The 15,157-nt window shown below is 36.5% G+C and carries 17 protein-coding genes and 1 riboswitch; of the genes, 11 read left to right on the top strand and 6 right to left on the bottom strand.

The features are described 5' to 3' along the window. Positions 1-122: 122 nt before the first annotated feature. Positions 123-1,346: an MFS transporter gene (locus CWO92_RS08115; RefSeq protein WP_101353713.1), complete on the top strand. Its 1,224-nt coding sequence runs from the start codon at positions 123-125 to the stop codon at positions 1,344-1,346. 78 nt (positions 1,347-1,424) lie between these two features. Beyond that, positions 1,425-1,814 carry a hypothetical protein gene (locus tag CWO92_RS08110; protein ID WP_101353712.1) on the top strand — a complete coding sequence of 130 codons (390 nt, stop codon included), beginning with the start codon at positions 1,425-1,427 and terminating at the stop codon, positions 1,812-1,814. Positions 1,815-2,386: 572 nt separating this feature from the next. Here the strand turns inward: CWO92_RS08110 and CWO92_RS08100 are convergent. Both CWO92_RS08100 and CWO92_RS08095 read right to left on the bottom strand, forming a co-directional pair. Further along, positions 2,387-2,539, bottom strand: a complete 153-nt coding sequence (locus CWO92_RS08100; protein ID WP_101353710.1) for a YpzG family protein — start codon at positions 2,537-2,539, stop codon at positions 2,387-2,389. 526 nt (positions 2,540-3,065) lie between these two features. Then, on the bottom strand, positions 3,066-3,953 hold the full coding sequence (locus tag CWO92_RS08095; protein ID WP_101353709.1) for a LysR family transcriptional regulator: 888 nt from the start codon (positions 3,951-3,953) through the stop codon (positions 3,066-3,068). 574 nt (positions 3,954-4,527) lie between these two features. Between CWO92_RS08095 and CWO92_RS08090 the strand changes: the two genes are divergently transcribed. From CWO92_RS08090 to CWO92_RS08075, 4 genes are all read left to right on the top strand, one after another. After that, entirely contained in the window at positions 4,528-5,145 is a 618-nt protein-coding gene (locus tag CWO92_RS08090; protein ID WP_496197109.1) for a non-oxidative hydroxyarylic acid decarboxylases subunit B, read from the top strand. Then, on the top strand, positions 5,145-6,563 hold the full coding sequence (locus tag CWO92_RS08085; RefSeq protein ID WP_101353707.1) for a non-oxidative hydroxyarylic acid decarboxylases subunit C: 1,419 nt from the start codon (positions 5,145-5,147) through the stop codon (positions 6,561-6,563). Before CWO92_RS08090 ends, CWO92_RS08085 begins: the two co-directional genes overlap by 1 nt. A 15-nt stretch (positions 6,564-6,578) precedes the next feature. Then, positions 6,579-6,809 carry a non-oxidative hydroxyarylic acid decarboxylases subunit D gene (locus CWO92_RS08080; protein WP_101353706.1) on the top strand — a complete coding sequence of 77 codons (231 nt, stop codon included), beginning with the start codon at positions 6,579-6,581 and terminating at the stop codon, positions 6,807-6,809. 76 nt (positions 6,810-6,885) lie between these two features. Beyond that, positions 6,886-7,347 carry a hypothetical protein gene (locus CWO92_RS08075; protein ID WP_101353705.1) on the top strand — a complete coding sequence of 154 codons (462 nt, stop codon included), beginning with the start codon at positions 6,886-6,888 and terminating at the stop codon, positions 7,345-7,347. A 286-nt stretch (positions 7,348-7,633) separates the two neighbouring features. Here CWO92_RS08075 and CWO92_RS08070 read toward each other — a convergent pair whose 3' ends face one another. Continuing rightward, positions 7,634-9,466, bottom strand: coding sequence for a dihydroorotate dehydrogenase (locus CWO92_RS08070; protein ID WP_101353704.1), 1,833 nt, complete (start codon positions 9,464-9,466; stop codon positions 7,634-7,636). A gap of 682 nt (positions 9,467-10,148) precedes the next feature. On the opposite strand from CWO92_RS08070, the gene CWO92_RS08060 reads away from it, so the two are divergent. The 3 genes from CWO92_RS08060 to CWO92_RS08050 all read left to right on the top strand — a co-directional run bounded on the left by CWO92_RS08060 (position 10,149) and on the right by CWO92_RS08050 (position 11,488). Beyond that, positions 10,149-10,352 carry a helix-turn-helix transcriptional regulator gene (locus CWO92_RS08060; RefSeq protein ID WP_101353703.1) on the top strand — a complete coding sequence of 68 codons (204 nt, stop codon included), beginning with the start codon at positions 10,149-10,151 and terminating at the stop codon, positions 10,350-10,352. A gap of 5 nt (positions 10,353-10,357) precedes the next feature. Continuing rightward, complete coding sequence (locus tag CWO92_RS08055; protein WP_101353702.1) at positions 10,358-10,792, top strand: hypothetical protein; 435 nt, start codon at positions 10,358-10,360, stop codon at positions 10,790-10,792. Between the two features lie 294 nt (positions 10,793-11,086). Continuing rightward, the gene (locus tag CWO92_RS08050) at positions 11,087-11,488 is read left to right on the top strand and encodes a GNAT family N-acetyltransferase (RefSeq protein ID WP_101353701.1); all 402 of its coding nucleotides are present in this window, start codon (positions 11,087-11,089) and stop codon (positions 11,486-11,488) included. 571 nt (positions 11,489-12,059) lie between these two features. Here the strand turns inward: CWO92_RS08050 and CWO92_RS08040 are convergent. Both CWO92_RS08040 and CWO92_RS08035 read right to left on the bottom strand, forming a co-directional pair. Next, on the bottom strand, positions 12,060-12,374 hold the full coding sequence (locus CWO92_RS08040) for a DMT family transporter (protein WP_101353699.1): 315 nt from the start codon (positions 12,372-12,374) through the stop codon (positions 12,060-12,062). Beyond that, a complete protein-coding gene (locus tag CWO92_RS08035) occupies positions 12,374-12,715 on the bottom strand; it encodes a DMT family transporter (RefSeq protein WP_101353698.1) in 342 nt (113 codons plus the stop codon). The genes CWO92_RS08040 and CWO92_RS08035 overlap by 1 nt, the downstream gene beginning before the upstream one ends. 63 nt (positions 12,716-12,778) lie before the next feature. Continuing rightward, positions 12,779-12,876, bottom strand: a riboswitch (guanidine-I (ykkC/yxkD leader). 217 nt (positions 12,877-13,093) lie between these two features. Between CWO92_RS08035 and CWO92_RS08030 the strand changes: the two genes are divergently transcribed. Beyond that, positions 13,094-13,573 carry a GNAT family N-acetyltransferase gene (locus tag CWO92_RS08030; RefSeq protein ID WP_101353697.1) on the top strand — a complete coding sequence of 160 codons (480 nt, stop codon included), beginning with the start codon at positions 13,094-13,096 and terminating at the stop codon, positions 13,571-13,573. 287 nt (positions 13,574-13,860) lie between these two features. Here CWO92_RS08030 and CWO92_RS08025 read toward each other — a convergent pair whose 3' ends face one another. Continuing rightward, on the bottom strand, positions 13,861-14,253 hold the full coding sequence (locus CWO92_RS08025; RefSeq protein WP_235851578.1) for a restriction endonuclease: 393 nt from the start codon (positions 14,251-14,253) through the stop codon (positions 13,861-13,863). A 375-nt stretch (positions 14,254-14,628) separates the two neighbouring features. Here CWO92_RS08025 and yiaA point away from each other — a divergent pair, with 375 nt between their 5' ends. Then, a complete protein-coding gene (yiaA, locus tag CWO92_RS08020) occupies positions 14,629-15,099 on the top strand; it encodes an inner membrane protein YiaA (protein WP_101353695.1) in 471 nt (156 codons plus the stop codon). Positions 15,100-15,157: the final 58 nt, after the last annotated feature.

The raw sequence follows: 15,157 nt of genomic DNA, 5'->3' as shown, positions 1-15,157 counted from the left end.
TTGCAAGGAACCATTTATTAAAAAAATTTATAACAATCTTGAAATAAAAATAGTATAATATTTCGTGTTCCTAAATGGACAAGTGTACTTCTATCTAAACTATAAAAGGATGTGATTTTTACTTGGCAAGTTTAAGTGGTTCCATTCTCAAACAGCCATCTTTTGCAAATTATTGGGTTTCCCGAATTTTATCTTCGACTTCATTTCAAATGTTGTCTGTTGCGATTGGTTGGCAGATGTATGCATTGACCCATGATGCATTCAGCCTCGGATTAGTGGGGTTAGCCCAGTTTATTCCAATGGTACTTTTGACATTGGTGGTAGGTCAGGTTGCAGACCGCTTCAACCGCAGAAAAATTGTGTATATATGTCAAATCATTGAGGTGCTTACGGCGGCGTTTTTATTATATGGAAGTATTGGGGGATGGCTAACCAAAGTACAAATTTTGGTGGTAGCTGCTATCCTTGGTTCTTGCCGTTCTTTTGAAGACCCAGCTTCTTCCGCATTATTGCCGCAGCTTGTGCCGAAGAAAATCCTTCAACCAGCCATCGCTTGGAGCACATCGGCAGGACAAACAGCGCAAATTGTGGGTCCCTCCTTGGGTGGGGTACTTTACGCGGTTGGACCTGTATTTGTTTACGCAACTGTAACAGTCGCATTATCTATTTCAGCTATTCTTACATTTTTTATTCGATTGAAGGACAATGCAGTCCAAAGGTCTTCAGCACCTGTTACATTGCGTTCTATGTTAATGGGATTGGTATTCGTATATCGTCATAAGGTTATTCTAGGTACCATTTCCTTGGATCTTTTTGCGGTCTTGCTGGGCGGAGCTACAGCACTATTACCGATATTTGCTCAAGATATTTTACATACCGGCCCTTTAGGTCTTGGATTAATGAGAACTGCACCAGCGGTTGGGGCATTAATCATGTCTATGGTGCTGGCATATTATCCTCTAAAAAAAGCGTTTGGACCAATTTTGTTTGGTGCACTTGGAATTTTTGGGTTGGCGACGATGCTCTTTGCGATATCTACTAATCTAATTATTTCATTAGTAGCCTTATTGATAATCGGGGCTTCTGATGTAGTTAGTGTCGTGATCCGATCTTCGCTTGTCCAGTTGCAAACTCCAGATGAGATGAGAGGACGAGTCAACGCGGTCAATTCTTTATTTATTGGAACTTCCAACCAGCTTGGGGAATTTGAGTCTGGTACATTGGCTGGTTTAATTGGGACGGTTCCAGCTGTGTTCATTGGTGGCATTGGCACCATTGTCGTTGCCGGTCTTTGGATGGTTTTATTTCCTTCCCTCAGACGTATTCGCTCTTTATCGGAAAGTTAAGATAGTTATACTTCATGAAAGAGTTTTGTTATACTAATTTCGATATTCATTTATAGTATAGTGGAAAGGAAATCTTTTATGGAGAAGGAGAAAAAAAGCATAGAAGTGACGGGACATATTGAAAAAAAAGAAGAAAAAGGATCTGCTGTTTTATTGATTAACCATATTCCCGTGGCAAAGGCATTTGAAACATTTGATGATCAATATATTGCTTTACATATTATTGTTCATCATGCCGATACAAAAGAATTAGTTCGAAACTTTAAAGGGCATGCTGAAATCTATTACTTTGAAGGAAAGCAAATATATTTTAGTGGAACGAAATATGTAAATGATTTCTTCATTGATGAAGAGGACGTCATGGAAACATTGGAAAAATATATCAATAGGGATGTTACGATAACCATTGATTTAATAGAAGCAAACGAAAAGGGGAAGGAAACACCTCCTCCATCATATTTAGTATGATGGAGGAGGTGTTTTTTTTTTTAGGAATCTAAAATATCTCATAAGTCAGTATAGGACAATGTTGATACATGGTTTTGATCTCGTTTTTTATGAAAGGTAAAGGGATGGACGGTGGAATAGGACAATCTTATTTAATCATATCCATAGGAAAAAACATTTAGGTGTGATAAGCAATATGAAAAATCAACATCAAGTTGTATTCTATACAATAAATCATTCAACAATCAAAAGATTTTTCATTCTTGATTGTATGATCGGTACAGGTTTTTATTTTTTATTTAAGATTCTTTCATCTAGCGTTTTAGTTGGAGTCTTAGGTAGCTTTGTTTGTACCGAAGGCGTTAAACGACTAACCAGAAAGCGTGACTTTCGTTTTTAGATTATTTCCTGGAGTTTCAAGGCATGAATCTAAGAAAAATTATTCCTTTTTACTGTTGAAAGTAAAATTGAATGAAAAAGATATACTATCAGATAAACGGATAGGCGTACCTAATACATGTACATATGTAGAAATGATGCATACAAAAGAAAGAAGGACAAACGCCTTCTTTCTTTGTCTACTCAGATATCCTTTACCACCTATGAGCCTTTGCGTTACTTCTGAGAATTATATTTGTTTGAGATACTCTCGTATGCCCATTTACTTGGGATTTTGAACGCTTAGGTCTTGTCCAATTATGGTGAAACTCTTGAGAATGTTCATCTAATTGACTTCGATAGCTCATTACGAATCACCTCATTGATAGGATAGGATATTCTGAATAAAGTGATATTCAGGAATATCATTAAAAGTATTTGAAGTTAGAAGTAAATTCATACATTTTTATGTTTTTGAAGGAAGTAGAGGATGGAGAAACATGGTTATGGGAATAGTAATCGGAGTTTTATTTCCATAATTGGTCCCTTATTATCAAGTTAATAACATTTGCTCCATATTGATAGCAAATGTATACCTCCTTAGAACGTATCGAATTAGAACGAAATGTATATATTAGTTCCGAAGTATCCTTACTCAATTTATAATTAGCCTATTGGCTTTTGCCATAAAGAAATAATGCAAGTAAAAGCTTTTAAAAATATCCAGGCACTAGCCTTAATCGAAATGCAGTTCTCATTTTACTATTCTTGGTGCCACCAATCAGTTACTTTGCAATAATTGGATTCCAATTTAAAAAGCAAATATATAGACTTTTTAAATTAACATGACTTTTTATAATGGACACAAATTTATTTTCATTTTGCTTAAGAGTGTTATATTCCAAAGGAAGTCAGAAACTCAATCAGCTTTCTGCTCGCTTTTGACATATATTTATCCTTCATCCAAACGACAGCAGGCTTTGCGTTAAGAAAAGGTTCTTTAATAGTAAGTACCTTGAATTTCCCATCGTATGCCTGATGGATTTCGGAACGCGGAATAATCGTCATCCCCATGCCGGTTGCTACAAAAGTAAGAATCGTAGAAATATCAGGGCCATCCAAAACAACATTTGGATGGAGATCGTATTGATGGAAATGAGAAAGAATATTTTCGTACATCCCTATACCGGACATTCTTTTTCCCAAGAGAAGATCCTGTTGCGCGACTTCTTCAAGGCTTATAGAGTCTTTAGGGAAACGATCTTCCCATTGTCTCGGGATTACGACAACAAATGGATCGTCCTCTAAAGGTATGATTTCATAATCTTTGCCTTCTACCGGAAGCAAAAGCAGGGCAATATCAATCATATTCTGCTGCAGGAGTTCCTCTAGATAATGTGTATCACCATTGAAAATCTTCACATATACCTTAGGAAAATCGTTGTGGAACTTCGTTAAATGCGGGGCAAGATGGGATACACAAATGGTGGAAGTACCGATCCTAACAGTTCCCGCAATGCCTTTGTTTATTTCCGATAGTTCTCCTTTAATCGTGTCAATGGACTGAAGCAGCTGTTTGGAACGCTCATATAGAATTTGCCCGGCTTCCGTTACCAGCCATTGTTTTCCTTCTCGAATAATTAATGTAACACCAAGCTCTTCCTCTAATTGCTTTAATTGCAGACTTAGTGCTGGCTGGGCTATATGAAGCACCCTCGCTGCTTTCGTTATCTGTTTTTCTTCTATTATGGTTTGAAAATAGCGAAGCTGACGAATATCCATAAGTTCTCCTCTAATCTTATCAAAACTATCCAAATGCATTTTGCATATACAGATGGAGCATACACTATTTTGTGTGAGATAACCAGAAAAAAGAGTCCGAAGTTTGAACACCCTTTTTCCCATCATTTATTGATTACTGCTGAAGGAGAAATTAAGAATCCAAACGGAATCGTATTTATCGAAAAGCTCTGCCTGTTTTTCCACAACTTCCATATCTAAATTATGAAAATCAATCACTCCGAGATAATAGAGTTGATAAGTGTGACCTTCTTTGTGTTTCTATAATACAGTCGCTACCTTCTCTCTAGCCTCATCCTTTGTGAAACCTTCTATCTTGCAAAACACACTAAGAAGCTAATTGGTCTTTGACTCACCAGCGATAAATACGTAGTATTTGTACTTCGTTTCTTCCAAACTGCATCCTCCTCTCCATATAGGTTCTGTATTCCGTCATTAGCATTTCCCGATTAAAGAGAAGAATTCCAAATGGTGCATAAGTTTAATATATGCATTGCATAAAATATATATATTTTATTTATCTACATTCAAAGAGTACACTTACTTACTGTAGTACATGAATATATACGCTGAAGGAGAAAGGTGGGAACAGATGAGAATCATAGTTGGTATTTCTGGAGCAACGGGCGTCATTTTCGGCATTCGCATTCTTGAACTATTAAAGCAAGTGAATGTTGAAACCCACCTGGTTATGTCCCCGTGGGCAACAGCTAACGTACCTTTCGAAACATCTTATACCGTGAAGGAAATAGAACAAATCGCAGATTTTAACTATTCCTACAAAGATCAGGCCGCTAAAATTTCAAGCGGATCCTTCCGGGTTGATGGCATGATTGTGGCACCATGCAGTATGAAATCACTGGCTTCCATTCGGATGGGACTAGCCGATAACTTACTTGCACGCGCAGCGGATGTCATGTTGAAAGAAAGAAAAAAACTACTATTAATGACGAGAGAAACTCCATTAAATACAATTCATCTTGAAAATATGCTGGAGCTTTCCCGCATGGGCGCTATTATTTTTCCGCCTATGCCTGCCTTTTACAATCATCCACAGAATCTGGATGATATGGTAAATCACATTGCTTTCAGGGCGTTGGACCAATTTGGTATTGATATGTCAGAGGCGAAACGCTGGGAAGGAATGAAACCTAAAAAACAGGAGGATTTATAATGGCCTATAAAGATTTTCGTGATTTTCTTGCTACATTAGAAAAAGAAGGTCAGCTTCTGACCATACATGATGAAGTAAAGCCTGAACCGGATATTGCAGCAGCAACCAAGGCGATGAGCAAGCTTGGTTCTGAAACTCCGGCAATGCTGTTTGATAACATTTATGGATATACAAATGCAAAAGTAGCGATGAATGTAATGGGTTCATGGCCAAACCATGCTTTAATGATGGGGTTGCCAAAGAATACGCCGTTAAAGGATCAATTCTTTGAGTTCGCCCGTCGTTATGACCAGTTTCCAGTGCCTGTTCAACGAGAGGAAACAGCACCATTCCATGAAGTAGAAATCACAGAGAACATCAATCTTTTTGAGATTTTACCATTGTTCCGTTTGAATCAGGGTGATGGTGGATTTTATATTGATAAAGCATGTGTCATTTCACGTGATTTGGATGATCCGGATCACTTCGGAAAACAAAATGTCGGAATTTACCGCATGCAAGTGAAAGGAAAAGACTGTTTGGGAATCCAACCGGTACCTCAGCATGATATCGCTATCCATCTGCGCCAGGCAGAAGAACGCGGAGAAAATTTGCCTGTTGTAATTGCGCTTGGAAATGAACCTGCGATTACAACCGCAGCAGCTACCCCTTTACTTTATGATCAATCAGAATATGAGATGGCAGGTGCCATTCAAGGCGAGCCATACCGAATTGTAAAAGCAAAGGATTCGAACCTCGATATACCATGGGGAGCAGAGGTTGTCCTGGAGGGCGAGCTTTTAGCAGGTGTCCGTGAATTTGAAGGACCATTTGGTGAATTTACTGGTCACTATTCTGGCGGAAGAAGCATGCCAGTTATAAAAATTAATCGTGTATATCACCGCAAGAATCCTATTTTTGAACATCTTTATATCGGAATGCCTTGGACGGAAACCGACTATATGGTTGGGATTAATACTAGTGTTCCATTATACCAGCAATTGAAAGAAGCATTTCCTAATGAAATTGAAGCGGTAAATGCAATGTATACTCATGGATTAGTCGCTATTATTTCTACTAAACGTCGCTACGGAGGGTTTGCCAAGGCAGTAGGAATGCGCGCCTTAACCACTCCTCATGGCTTAGGCTATTGTAAACTAGTAATTGTTGTGGATGAAGACGTGGATCCATTTAATCTTCCGCAAGTGATGTGGGCCCTATCAACCAAGATGCATCCAAAGCACGACGCGGTGATTATTCCAGATCTTTCTGTTCTTGCACTGGATCCCGGTTCAGAGCCTTCCGGAATCACTCACAAAATGATCCTGGATGCAACGACACCAGTAGCACCTGAAACGAGAGGCCATTATTCACAGCCGCTAGATTCTCCGCTTAATGTAGATAAGTGGGAACAACGGTTACGAGAATTATTACAATAAAAGGAGTGTTCGGATATGCATACTTGTCCGCGATGTGAATCAAAAGAAGCCACAGTTGTATCAAAATCACCGGTTGAAGGTGCTTGGGAGGTTTATATGTGTCCGGTATGTATTTTTACATGGCGTTCCATTGAGCCTGAAACTATCACGAATCCTGAAAAGTACAATCGAGCATTCAAGGTGAACCCAGCTGATATTCCATTAGCTGAAAATGTGCCAGCTCTTCCGGCAAAATATATAAAATAATAATCCATTACAGCAGGGCTAGTCTAAAAGGGGACTAGCCCTGTCCTAGCATTTGTAGATTTTTTTATGAAAGGATTTGTTACTATTGGAATTATCTGAGGAATTGTTAGAACTTCTGAACGGTGAAGACCTTCAAAATAAACAGCATGAAGCAATGTTTTTAATGACCGTAACAGAGGATGGATGGCCACATAATGCGATGGTTAGTACAGGTGAAATTGTAGCAATCGACAAAGAAAACTTACGGCTCGCACTCTGGCCAGGAACCACAACCACCAAAAATTGCCTAAGAACCAAAAAGGCCTTATTAGTTGCGGTCTATAAAGGGAAGGTAAATTATCTCCGTCTTGCATTATCTCCATTGGGGATATTAGAAGGAGCAAAGCATCCGTTAGAACGCTTTTCCGCAAAGGTAGAATTATTTAGAGAAGATCAGGCTAAATATGCAGACATCACATCCGGGATCCAAATATCCTTAAAGGATCCAGCTACGGTCCTTACAAGGTGGAAAGAAACCATTGAAGAAACACGGCGATAAGGAAAGCGGATAGGGGATAAAACTGCAATTTGGAAATATTAAAAGGATGGGTGTTTGTAGATATAGTTTATAACCATTCATATTTTATGTTTTCTTCTCATTATGATTGATTGGTTCCTTTTTATGCTGTTTACGTAATAACATACAAGCAAAGAATTGAGGCTGGGACACAACGCAGTGAAAATCAAAAAAACGCATGAAATCAAATTTAAAAACCTTGATTTCATGCGTTTTTGCTTTCGTAGTTTTAACCAATTTCAATGATTTTTTTACTTATGTCCCAGCCTCAATTTTTTGTTTTTAAAAAAGGATAGGAGAAAACAATTCCTAACATATACAAAAGGACTAAGAAATATACCGGAAATAGATGTATAGGTGTTGTATATCCAATGTAGAAATGTGTTCCAATTCCCGCTATAAACGCAGGTAATGCTCCTAAAGTAAGAGTGTTCCAAATCCACCGTTCTCCTTTTCTAAACCCCCACAAAGATAGCATTAGCACTAGCGATCCAACACTTATAAGAGAGCTGCCAAATCCGGCTCGATCATGTGCAATAACAGGAATTAAATGATCACTAACACGATCTAACATTTGTGGTGACATACATAGAAAACGAAGGTCAGTAGATACAAAAACGTTGGAAATACCAATTGTGGAGATAACAATCCCACCAATAATGATAGAAAATCCAAGTATGATAAACATGAGCTGCCCATAAAGCCCAAGCATCCAAGTTCTATCATTCTTTTCATGACTCGAAGAAGGTGTACCTGTGACTTTCGTGCCTTCCTTAAAACTAAAATAATATATTGGTAATAATACTAGCCAAAATAAGCCATGCAGCCAGTCAAAATAACCGAAACCAATAAAAAGAAATATACCAAGAAAGCCTATGATGGCTGCACTGTGGAAAGTAATTTTTGCCCACTTCATGCCATCTTTAATTCCGTGCCTAGCAAGCTGGATATATAATATTCCTGCAGATATCATTGTTCCAGCAAGCGCCATCCTATCATGTGACATGAATGATAATATTAGCGGGTTTATTTGTACTAATTTAGCCTTTGTAAGCCCAATAAATGACTCATCATAGCTAAGGATAATAGATGTAAACGCAAAGTATAGCGCAATAAGACCTCCAAATAGAATAGAAAGACCAAACAGAAAGGACCAGATCCATTGTTGCTTTAATACAGGTTGGTTTTCTGTAAATAATAATCGCTCATGGATTCGCTTTGTTAACCCTGGTCCAGCTTTTACATAACCATTCGTTAACATGATGAAATCTGCACCTGAATCCATTAAAGAACAGGCATCCTCTGGTGTTTCCACTCCGCCAGAGGTTATCACCACTATGTCAGGATATCGTTCCTTAACGTGCTTAACCGCTCTCCTTAAAGATTTATTAGCATCAGCATCCTCATGCCAATAACTATCCTTCATTCGACAAGGAGCCGTAACAACGATTCCACCAACATTTATCTGTTTATGGAATTTTTCTATCTCTAATGTATCTTCGTGCATTTCATCCACGGTAAGGGAGATAAAAAAAGAACGGCTACAGGATATATCCTTTTGTAAAAAGGAATTCATTTGCTCTTTGGTCACGATGAAAAAGTCCACAAAAGGCGTTAAATGCTGCACAATGAGATCCCACTCATTTCTTTTTACCTGTGCATCTATTCTAGCAAAAATAGGGATACAGATATCAAGACTTGTTAATTTTTTGATTGCTAGTTTAAGAGGAACTTTCTCAAAATTATTAGAAAGTAAAATATGTTCGTTTTCTAAAACTGGCTCCATTTGTTTTCTAGGTTTATCTAATACAATGGGTCCTATTTCTAAAAAACCCAAGCCTAACTCTTGAAACGCGTTAGTACCTGACAAACTGGGATCGATTATACTGCTTAACCCTATAGGAGAGGGAAAACTAGTCTGTTCCAAATACTTTTGACATTCCTGCGGTGGGTTCATATTTCCTAAAAACCTAATAAGACTGCGACCACCAGAGATAGATGCTATTGTACTGATACATTTATGTATAAATTCTCTGCTTGTTTTAGGACTTAATCTATCGAGTAAAAGTTTTTTTAATGGATGGTATGACCAATCTGGCATAATTAACACCTTCTAAAAATTGACTACATTGTAAAGCTTATAACTCTAATTCTAGCATGTTTAGTGTTAAAAGAAGTATCTTATTATGCAAAACAGGTGAGATAATCCAATAAGATTATAGCCTTTCCTTATTCATCATAATTTCTAGATAAGAATTTTATGCAATTGGTTCAGCTGTTTTTACTGAAGAACGTGATAATGGAAGTAGAGAACCTCCTCGTAGATCAGCTTCGAAGAGGTTCTTGTATTTTGTAATGCTCTTTTATTAAAAACTTATAATTAAATTGCACCAAACCATTGGAACACTCAAAAGGTTTTTATCAGCCAAAATACGGTTATAAGTACAGCGGAAAGAGGTTCTTAATGCCTAATAAAACGGTTTCCTTTGGTGTCAGACTTTGTAAACTAGCTATGAAAAACCATAGCCATCCTTCATTTCGGTTTTAATCGATACCACACCATTAGAATATAGAAGGTTACTTAAATATAGGCTGGCATTGATGCTTAAAGGATTAACGCTAATTTATTGGATGCTTAAGAAATGTTCAGAATAAGTTGGAAAGATAAATGACTATGTTATTTTGTTGATGTAAATTATTCTGTACAAAATGCAAATGATTATTTACATTTTGTGTGATATCGTTTACAATTTTGACAACAGAATTAAAGAAGGGAAAAGAAGATGTTAGAAAACAAAGTGAGAGAATTACGTGCGCGATTTAGGTGGACTCAACAGGATTTGGCTGATTCAATTGGTGTAACTAGACAAACAATCGGTTTAATTGAGAAAGGGGACTATTCCCCGTCGGTTACGATGGCATTAAAGATAGCAAAGGTATTTCATGTTACTGTTGAGGAAGTATTTTCTTTAAAAGGAGAGGACTGATTTTTATGCTTAGGTTTATAGTACGTTCGCCACTTTACCCTATGAGTATGCTTATTTTACTCACTGCCTTTATGCTGTTGACAGTTATGAATAACCATAAATTTTTAGCAAATGTTTGTTTTTGGATATTTATACTTATATCATTAGTATTTTCTGTACTCATTAAATTCCATAACCATAAAAATCCCAATCAAAAAATCAAAGATTCATCCATTATTCCACCAGAATTTCGAGAAATGGATGAGGGCCAACAATGGGTGACATTTAAAGCTTGCCGCAATGTCTATATTTACTACAGTCTTGCCATTCCAGCAGCATTGATTATCAGCTTTGCATTCTCTGAAAATATATTCATACCATTATTGACTATCTGTCTGTTAGGACTAGGTCAATACATTGTCTATTGGACGACCACCTTAAGATTGTTAAAAAGAATCTAACGGAATACACATATCCCTAAGGTTTTAGCAATTTAATAATATGTTAATTTAAGGAGGAGTTGATCCCAAAAGGGTCAAACTCTTTTTTTCGTTTTGGGTTATTCTTTTTGTCACTAAATGGGCATGCAGTAAAAGAAGGAGTTTATACCTTTTGCCGCGAATATTGATGGGTGATTTTAAAGTATAGATTCAAGTTAGTAAGGAAGAGGTACTGCAAAGAATATACGACCAATAAAAGATTTACCAAAAGAATCAGTAATAGATTTTTTTACTTTACATTGGGGTAGCCCTAAGATGGTTATTTCAAGTGGAATTATCGATTGTTCCACCTTGGATGGCTTTACTATTTTAAATGGCGACAATCAAATCAGCGGGCTCATCACTTTTATAATAAAAGACAATGAATGCGAAATTATTTCATTGGATAGTATTGAAAAGGAGAAAGGAATCGGTTCATCTCTACTTCGGGAGGTGGAAAAAGTCGCACTCGAAAATGGATGCAAGCTTCTTAAACTAATAACAACAAATGATAATTTATTAGCTTTGAAATTTTATCAAAAGCGAGGTTTCTTTTTATCAAAGCTTTTCAAAAATGCGGTAAACAAGCCAAGAAAAATAAAACCGGAAATACCCTTCATTGGTAATGATGGCATTCCGATAAGAGATGAAATAGAACTGCCAAAGATACTGTCTTAATGAGGAAGAATACAAAACATAAAATAAATTAAATGTTAAAATATGTTGCCAATTAATGAGCTTTTTTCTAAAGTAGCAAGGCTTTTTACACTTCATGTTTAGGAAGGAGTGTTGCATAATAAGGTGATGATTAAAAATAAATAAAAAAAATTAACTAATGAGGTGAAAATTAATAAAAAAAATTAACGATATCATGGATATCCTAATCAATAGGGGGTTAATCATTAGTAGTGAATGGAATAGGTTAAAAAGTGGCACAACTAATGGCGTTCTATACACTCTTCTTTTTCATAAAATACCAACTATATGGCTGCCCGGAAAGAATGGAGGGAATATCTTCCTCGATTAAATTAGTAATGTGGCAGCTTCTTGCTTTAGCTTACTTTGCGCAGGGTATGGAAGTGGCATCGGATATATGCATTAATTTGATATCGGTTTTAAAAATTCATGAGAGATAAGGTATACCACACCCCAAAAGTAAGAATATATCCAACTTATGGGGTGTTCAGATGTATACAATCGAAAATAGATATTTTGGCAGATTAATAATTATCTATGCACTATACGAGATTTAGGAAACTAACTTTAAACCGATTGCTGAACCTAAGACCATTGCAATAAAAATGATTCTTTTCCAATTCTTTGATTCACCATAAAATATCATACTTAATATGGCTCCCCCAGATGCACCTATTCCGGTCCAAATGGCATATGCGGTACCCATAGGTAAGGTGTTCATTGCAAATGATAGAAAAAGAAAACTTGCTCCGAATCCAAGAATAAGCAGTAGTATTGCTTTCCCATTACGATCTCTGTGCAATTTATTGATCATGGTAACTCCAAACATTTCGCATACACCTGCACAAATCAAAGAAATCCACGCCATTAAGAATCCACTCCTTTCTCCACTTTATCACTCGTCACTAATTTCAATCCAATCACCCCTGCTAATAAAACCATTATCAATATAATTTTTGCTGGCTTAAATGGTTCATCAAAGAAAACAATATCGGAAAAAACAGTTCCTGCCGTACCTAACCCAACAAAAACCGCATAAACAGTACCCACGGGAAGTATCTTTCCGGCCATAATCATCGCATAGAAACTGATAAGAATGGAAATAACGGTTCCACTCCAAGTCCAAAAGTCATATGCATGCTTCAATCCAATCACCCAAAAAACCTCAAAGATTGCGGCAACAAATACTTTAATCCAGTTCATATTCAAAACAAGCACCTCCGTTTTATTTTTCCTAAAAATAAAAAAGCCCAAGAGACAACTGTAAACAGTATCTCCCAGGCTTTTATCCCTCCGTGACACAGCAATGCTGTGAGTTTTCTCTCGGACCAGACCAACTATAAAGCTGCGGAACCCTAGAAAACTTTAAAATATCCAATTACATATACTATTACACAGATTGCCATTAACTTCAATACCCAAGTTTTTCATCTTACTTGGAGAAATGGTTATCAAATAAACAATAATGGGTGTGCACTACGAATATTGCTTTACTTTTTCGTATACAGAAAAGTTAATCTATTAGTATTGAAATATTAGAATAATCATAGTAGAATAAATAAATTATTTAAATATGGGGATGAAACAATGCGTATTCGTGAGATGGAAGAAAAAGATAATCAAACAATGGAGCAAATCATAAAGCATTCATTGGAAACATTTAACTTAGATATTCCAGGAACAGCCTATTTCGACCCGCAACTGAGCTGTCTAGCGCAATTTTACAAGAAACAATCTAATGCAAAGTATTGGGTTGCGGTCAATGAACAGGATGAAGTGGTAGGTGGTGTAGGTATTGCACCATTCGGAGAAAAGACAGGTATTTGCGAGTTGCAAAAGCTATACATTGCCCCCGAAGCTCAAGGGATGGGTTTGTCGAAAGAATTGATGAAAGTAGCACTCGACTTTGCCAAGGAACACTATCAACAATGTTATCTAGAAACATTGAAGAAACTGCAAGTAGCTAATCTTCTTTACACCAAACTGGGTTTCCGACAGCTTGAAAGAGCACTAAATGGTTCTGAGCATAATGCTATGGACGCTTGGTATATAAAAGAATTATCGTAGACAAGCTAGAAAACTAAGACAATTATAAAAAATTGCACTTAATGTAAAGAGGGCAAGAATTTAAGGTCCGGCTGCCATTTTGGCGGCCTTTTTTTGAACTACCGTGTCAATCAAGCTGTTATTTTATTAAGAAGGGGGAGGTACTTTTAAAAATTTTTTATTTCATGACGACGGATTAAATTATATATCGACCATTTTTTAATGTTCTATAGTTCAACCATTTATGGATATTATTAAAAAATAGTCGCATGGAGATTGGTGTAAATTAAAATATCTCAAACGCTAATTCAGGCATTTTCCCCCTTTCTTTCCGTTAGAATCCATTTGATGAACTGCTGCCGATCATATAAACGTATATTGTTTGCTTCGGTAAATTTTTCTGCTCCAGATGTAAAGCTCTTGTTCGTAATAACCCAACATTCGGCGGCTTCCTGACTATTCATTTGTTCAAATGTTCTTTGTACTAGGCGGATGCCAACTTCTCTTTTATGGCTTTTAAGTTTTACAATAGCTTTTCTTCCGGTTGAAGTGCTTAAGAAAAAGTTGGTATCTGGATTATCTTCAGTTGGTTTTGTTATTGTAAACCCTAATTTGGCTACTAAAGGGATAGTGAATTCTTCTAATTGCTCATCCGACATTTTATTAATAATCCAAATTGAAGAATCCTCTTGTCTTTTCATTGTCAGACCAAGCCATAGCAAAGTGAAAACACTATATAATAACAATTCACTAAAAAAAGTGATACATGCGGTTTCCCAACTATTCGTGATTATATAAATAAGGATCGGTAATAAAATAAATACGATCCAAAGGATAAGATGATGGCGACGGTTCAAACTAATACACAGCCTTCTTTCAAAAGCATCTAATCTTGTTATATCACAAAACATTTAGCGGCAACATAAAAAATTGGAAGGCAATTATCATGTTTGGAAATTATTTTTAAAAAATATATACAATTTTCAGTGATTTTTTATATAATGAACGTAAGATGGAGCACTAGGTTGTAACTATGGTGCTCCATCTTTCTTAGAAAAAAGATGGGGGAACTTATGATGTCTATTGAAAATGAGGTTTTATTAGAGAAGGAAAAACAAAATGAACCCAAGGAGAAACTGCAAAGAAAAGAAGGGGAACCTACTTCAGCTTTCAAAGGGGCATCTTGGGCAGCGCTGTTTGTAGGTATTGTGGCTTACCTAATCGGTTTGTATAATGCATCGATGCAACTGAATGAAAAAGGATATTACTTTGCTGTTTTAGTATTCGGGCTATATTCAGCTGTATCCTTGCAAAAAGCGGTTAGAGATAAAGATGAGGGAATACCGGTTACGAATATTTATTATGGTATTAGTTGGATTGCACTGATTGTATCAATATTATTAATGGCCATCGGATTATACAATGCAGGGAGTATTGTTTTAAGCGAAAAAGGATTTTATGGCATGGCATTTGTGCTTAGTATATTTGCGGCTATAACCATTCAAAAGAATATAAGGGATACTCAGAAAGCAAGAGAAAGAGACTGACTAATGAAGAACAAAAGTGAAAAAACAAGCTTGATGAATGATCAGCTTGTTTTTTTAC

It is taken from the genome of Heyndrickxia camelliae (genome assembly GCF_002844575.1).
GTDB classification, from domain to species: Bacteria; Bacillota; Bacilli; order Bacillales; family Bacillaceae_C; genus Margalitia; species Margalitia camelliae.
This window is presented reverse-complemented; position numbering and strand designations above follow the sequence as displayed.

Coding starts and splice junctions, on each gene's coding strand:
- CWO92_RS08110 (WP_101353712.1), top strand. CDS start 1,425: ATGGAGAAGGAGAAAAAAAGCATAGAAGTGACGGGACATATTGAAAAA.
- CWO92_RS08100 (WP_101353710.1), bottom strand. CDS start 2,539: ATGAGCTATCGAAGTCAATTAGATGAACATTCTCAAGAGTTTCACCAT.
- CWO92_RS08095 (WP_101353709.1), bottom strand. CDS start 3,953: ATGGATATTCGTCAGCTTCGCTATTTTCAAACCATAATAGAAGAAAAA.
- CWO92_RS08090 (WP_496197109.1), top strand. CDS start 4,528: ATGAATATATACGCTGAAGGAGAAAGGTGGGAACAGATGAGAATCATA.
- CWO92_RS08085 (WP_101353707.1), top strand. CDS start 5,145: ATGGCCTATAAAGATTTTCGTGATTTTCTTGCTACATTAGAAAAAGAA.
- CWO92_RS08080 (WP_101353706.1), top strand. CDS start 6,579: ATGCATACTTGTCCGCGATGTGAATCAAAAGAAGCCACAGTTGTATCA.
- CWO92_RS08070 (WP_101353704.1), bottom strand. CDS start 9,466: ATGCCAGATTGGTCATACCATCCATTAAAAAAACTTTTACTCGATAGA.
- CWO92_RS08060 (WP_101353703.1), top strand. CDS start 10,149: ATGTTAGAAAACAAAGTGAGAGAATTACGTGCGCGATTTAGGTGGACT.
- CWO92_RS08055 (WP_101353702.1), top strand. CDS start 10,358: ATGCTTAGGTTTATAGTACGTTCGCCACTTTACCCTATGAGTATGCTT.
- CWO92_RS08050 (WP_101353701.1), top strand. CDS start 11,087: ATGGTTATTTCAAGTGGAATTATCGATTGTTCCACCTTGGATGGCTTT.
- CWO92_RS08040 (WP_101353699.1), bottom strand. CDS start 12,374: ATGGCGTGGATTTCTTTGATTTGTGCAGGTGTATGCGAAATGTTTGGA.
- CWO92_RS08030 (WP_101353697.1), top strand. CDS start 13,094: ATGCGTATTCGTGAGATGGAAGAAAAAGATAATCAAACAATGGAGCAA.
- CWO92_RS08025 (WP_235851578.1), bottom strand. CDS start 14,253: ATGAAAAGACAAGAGGATTCTTCAATTTGGATTATTAATAAAATGTCG.
- yiaA (WP_101353695.1), top strand. CDS start 14,629: ATGTCTATTGAAAATGAGGTTTTATTAGAGAAGGAAAAACAAAATGAA.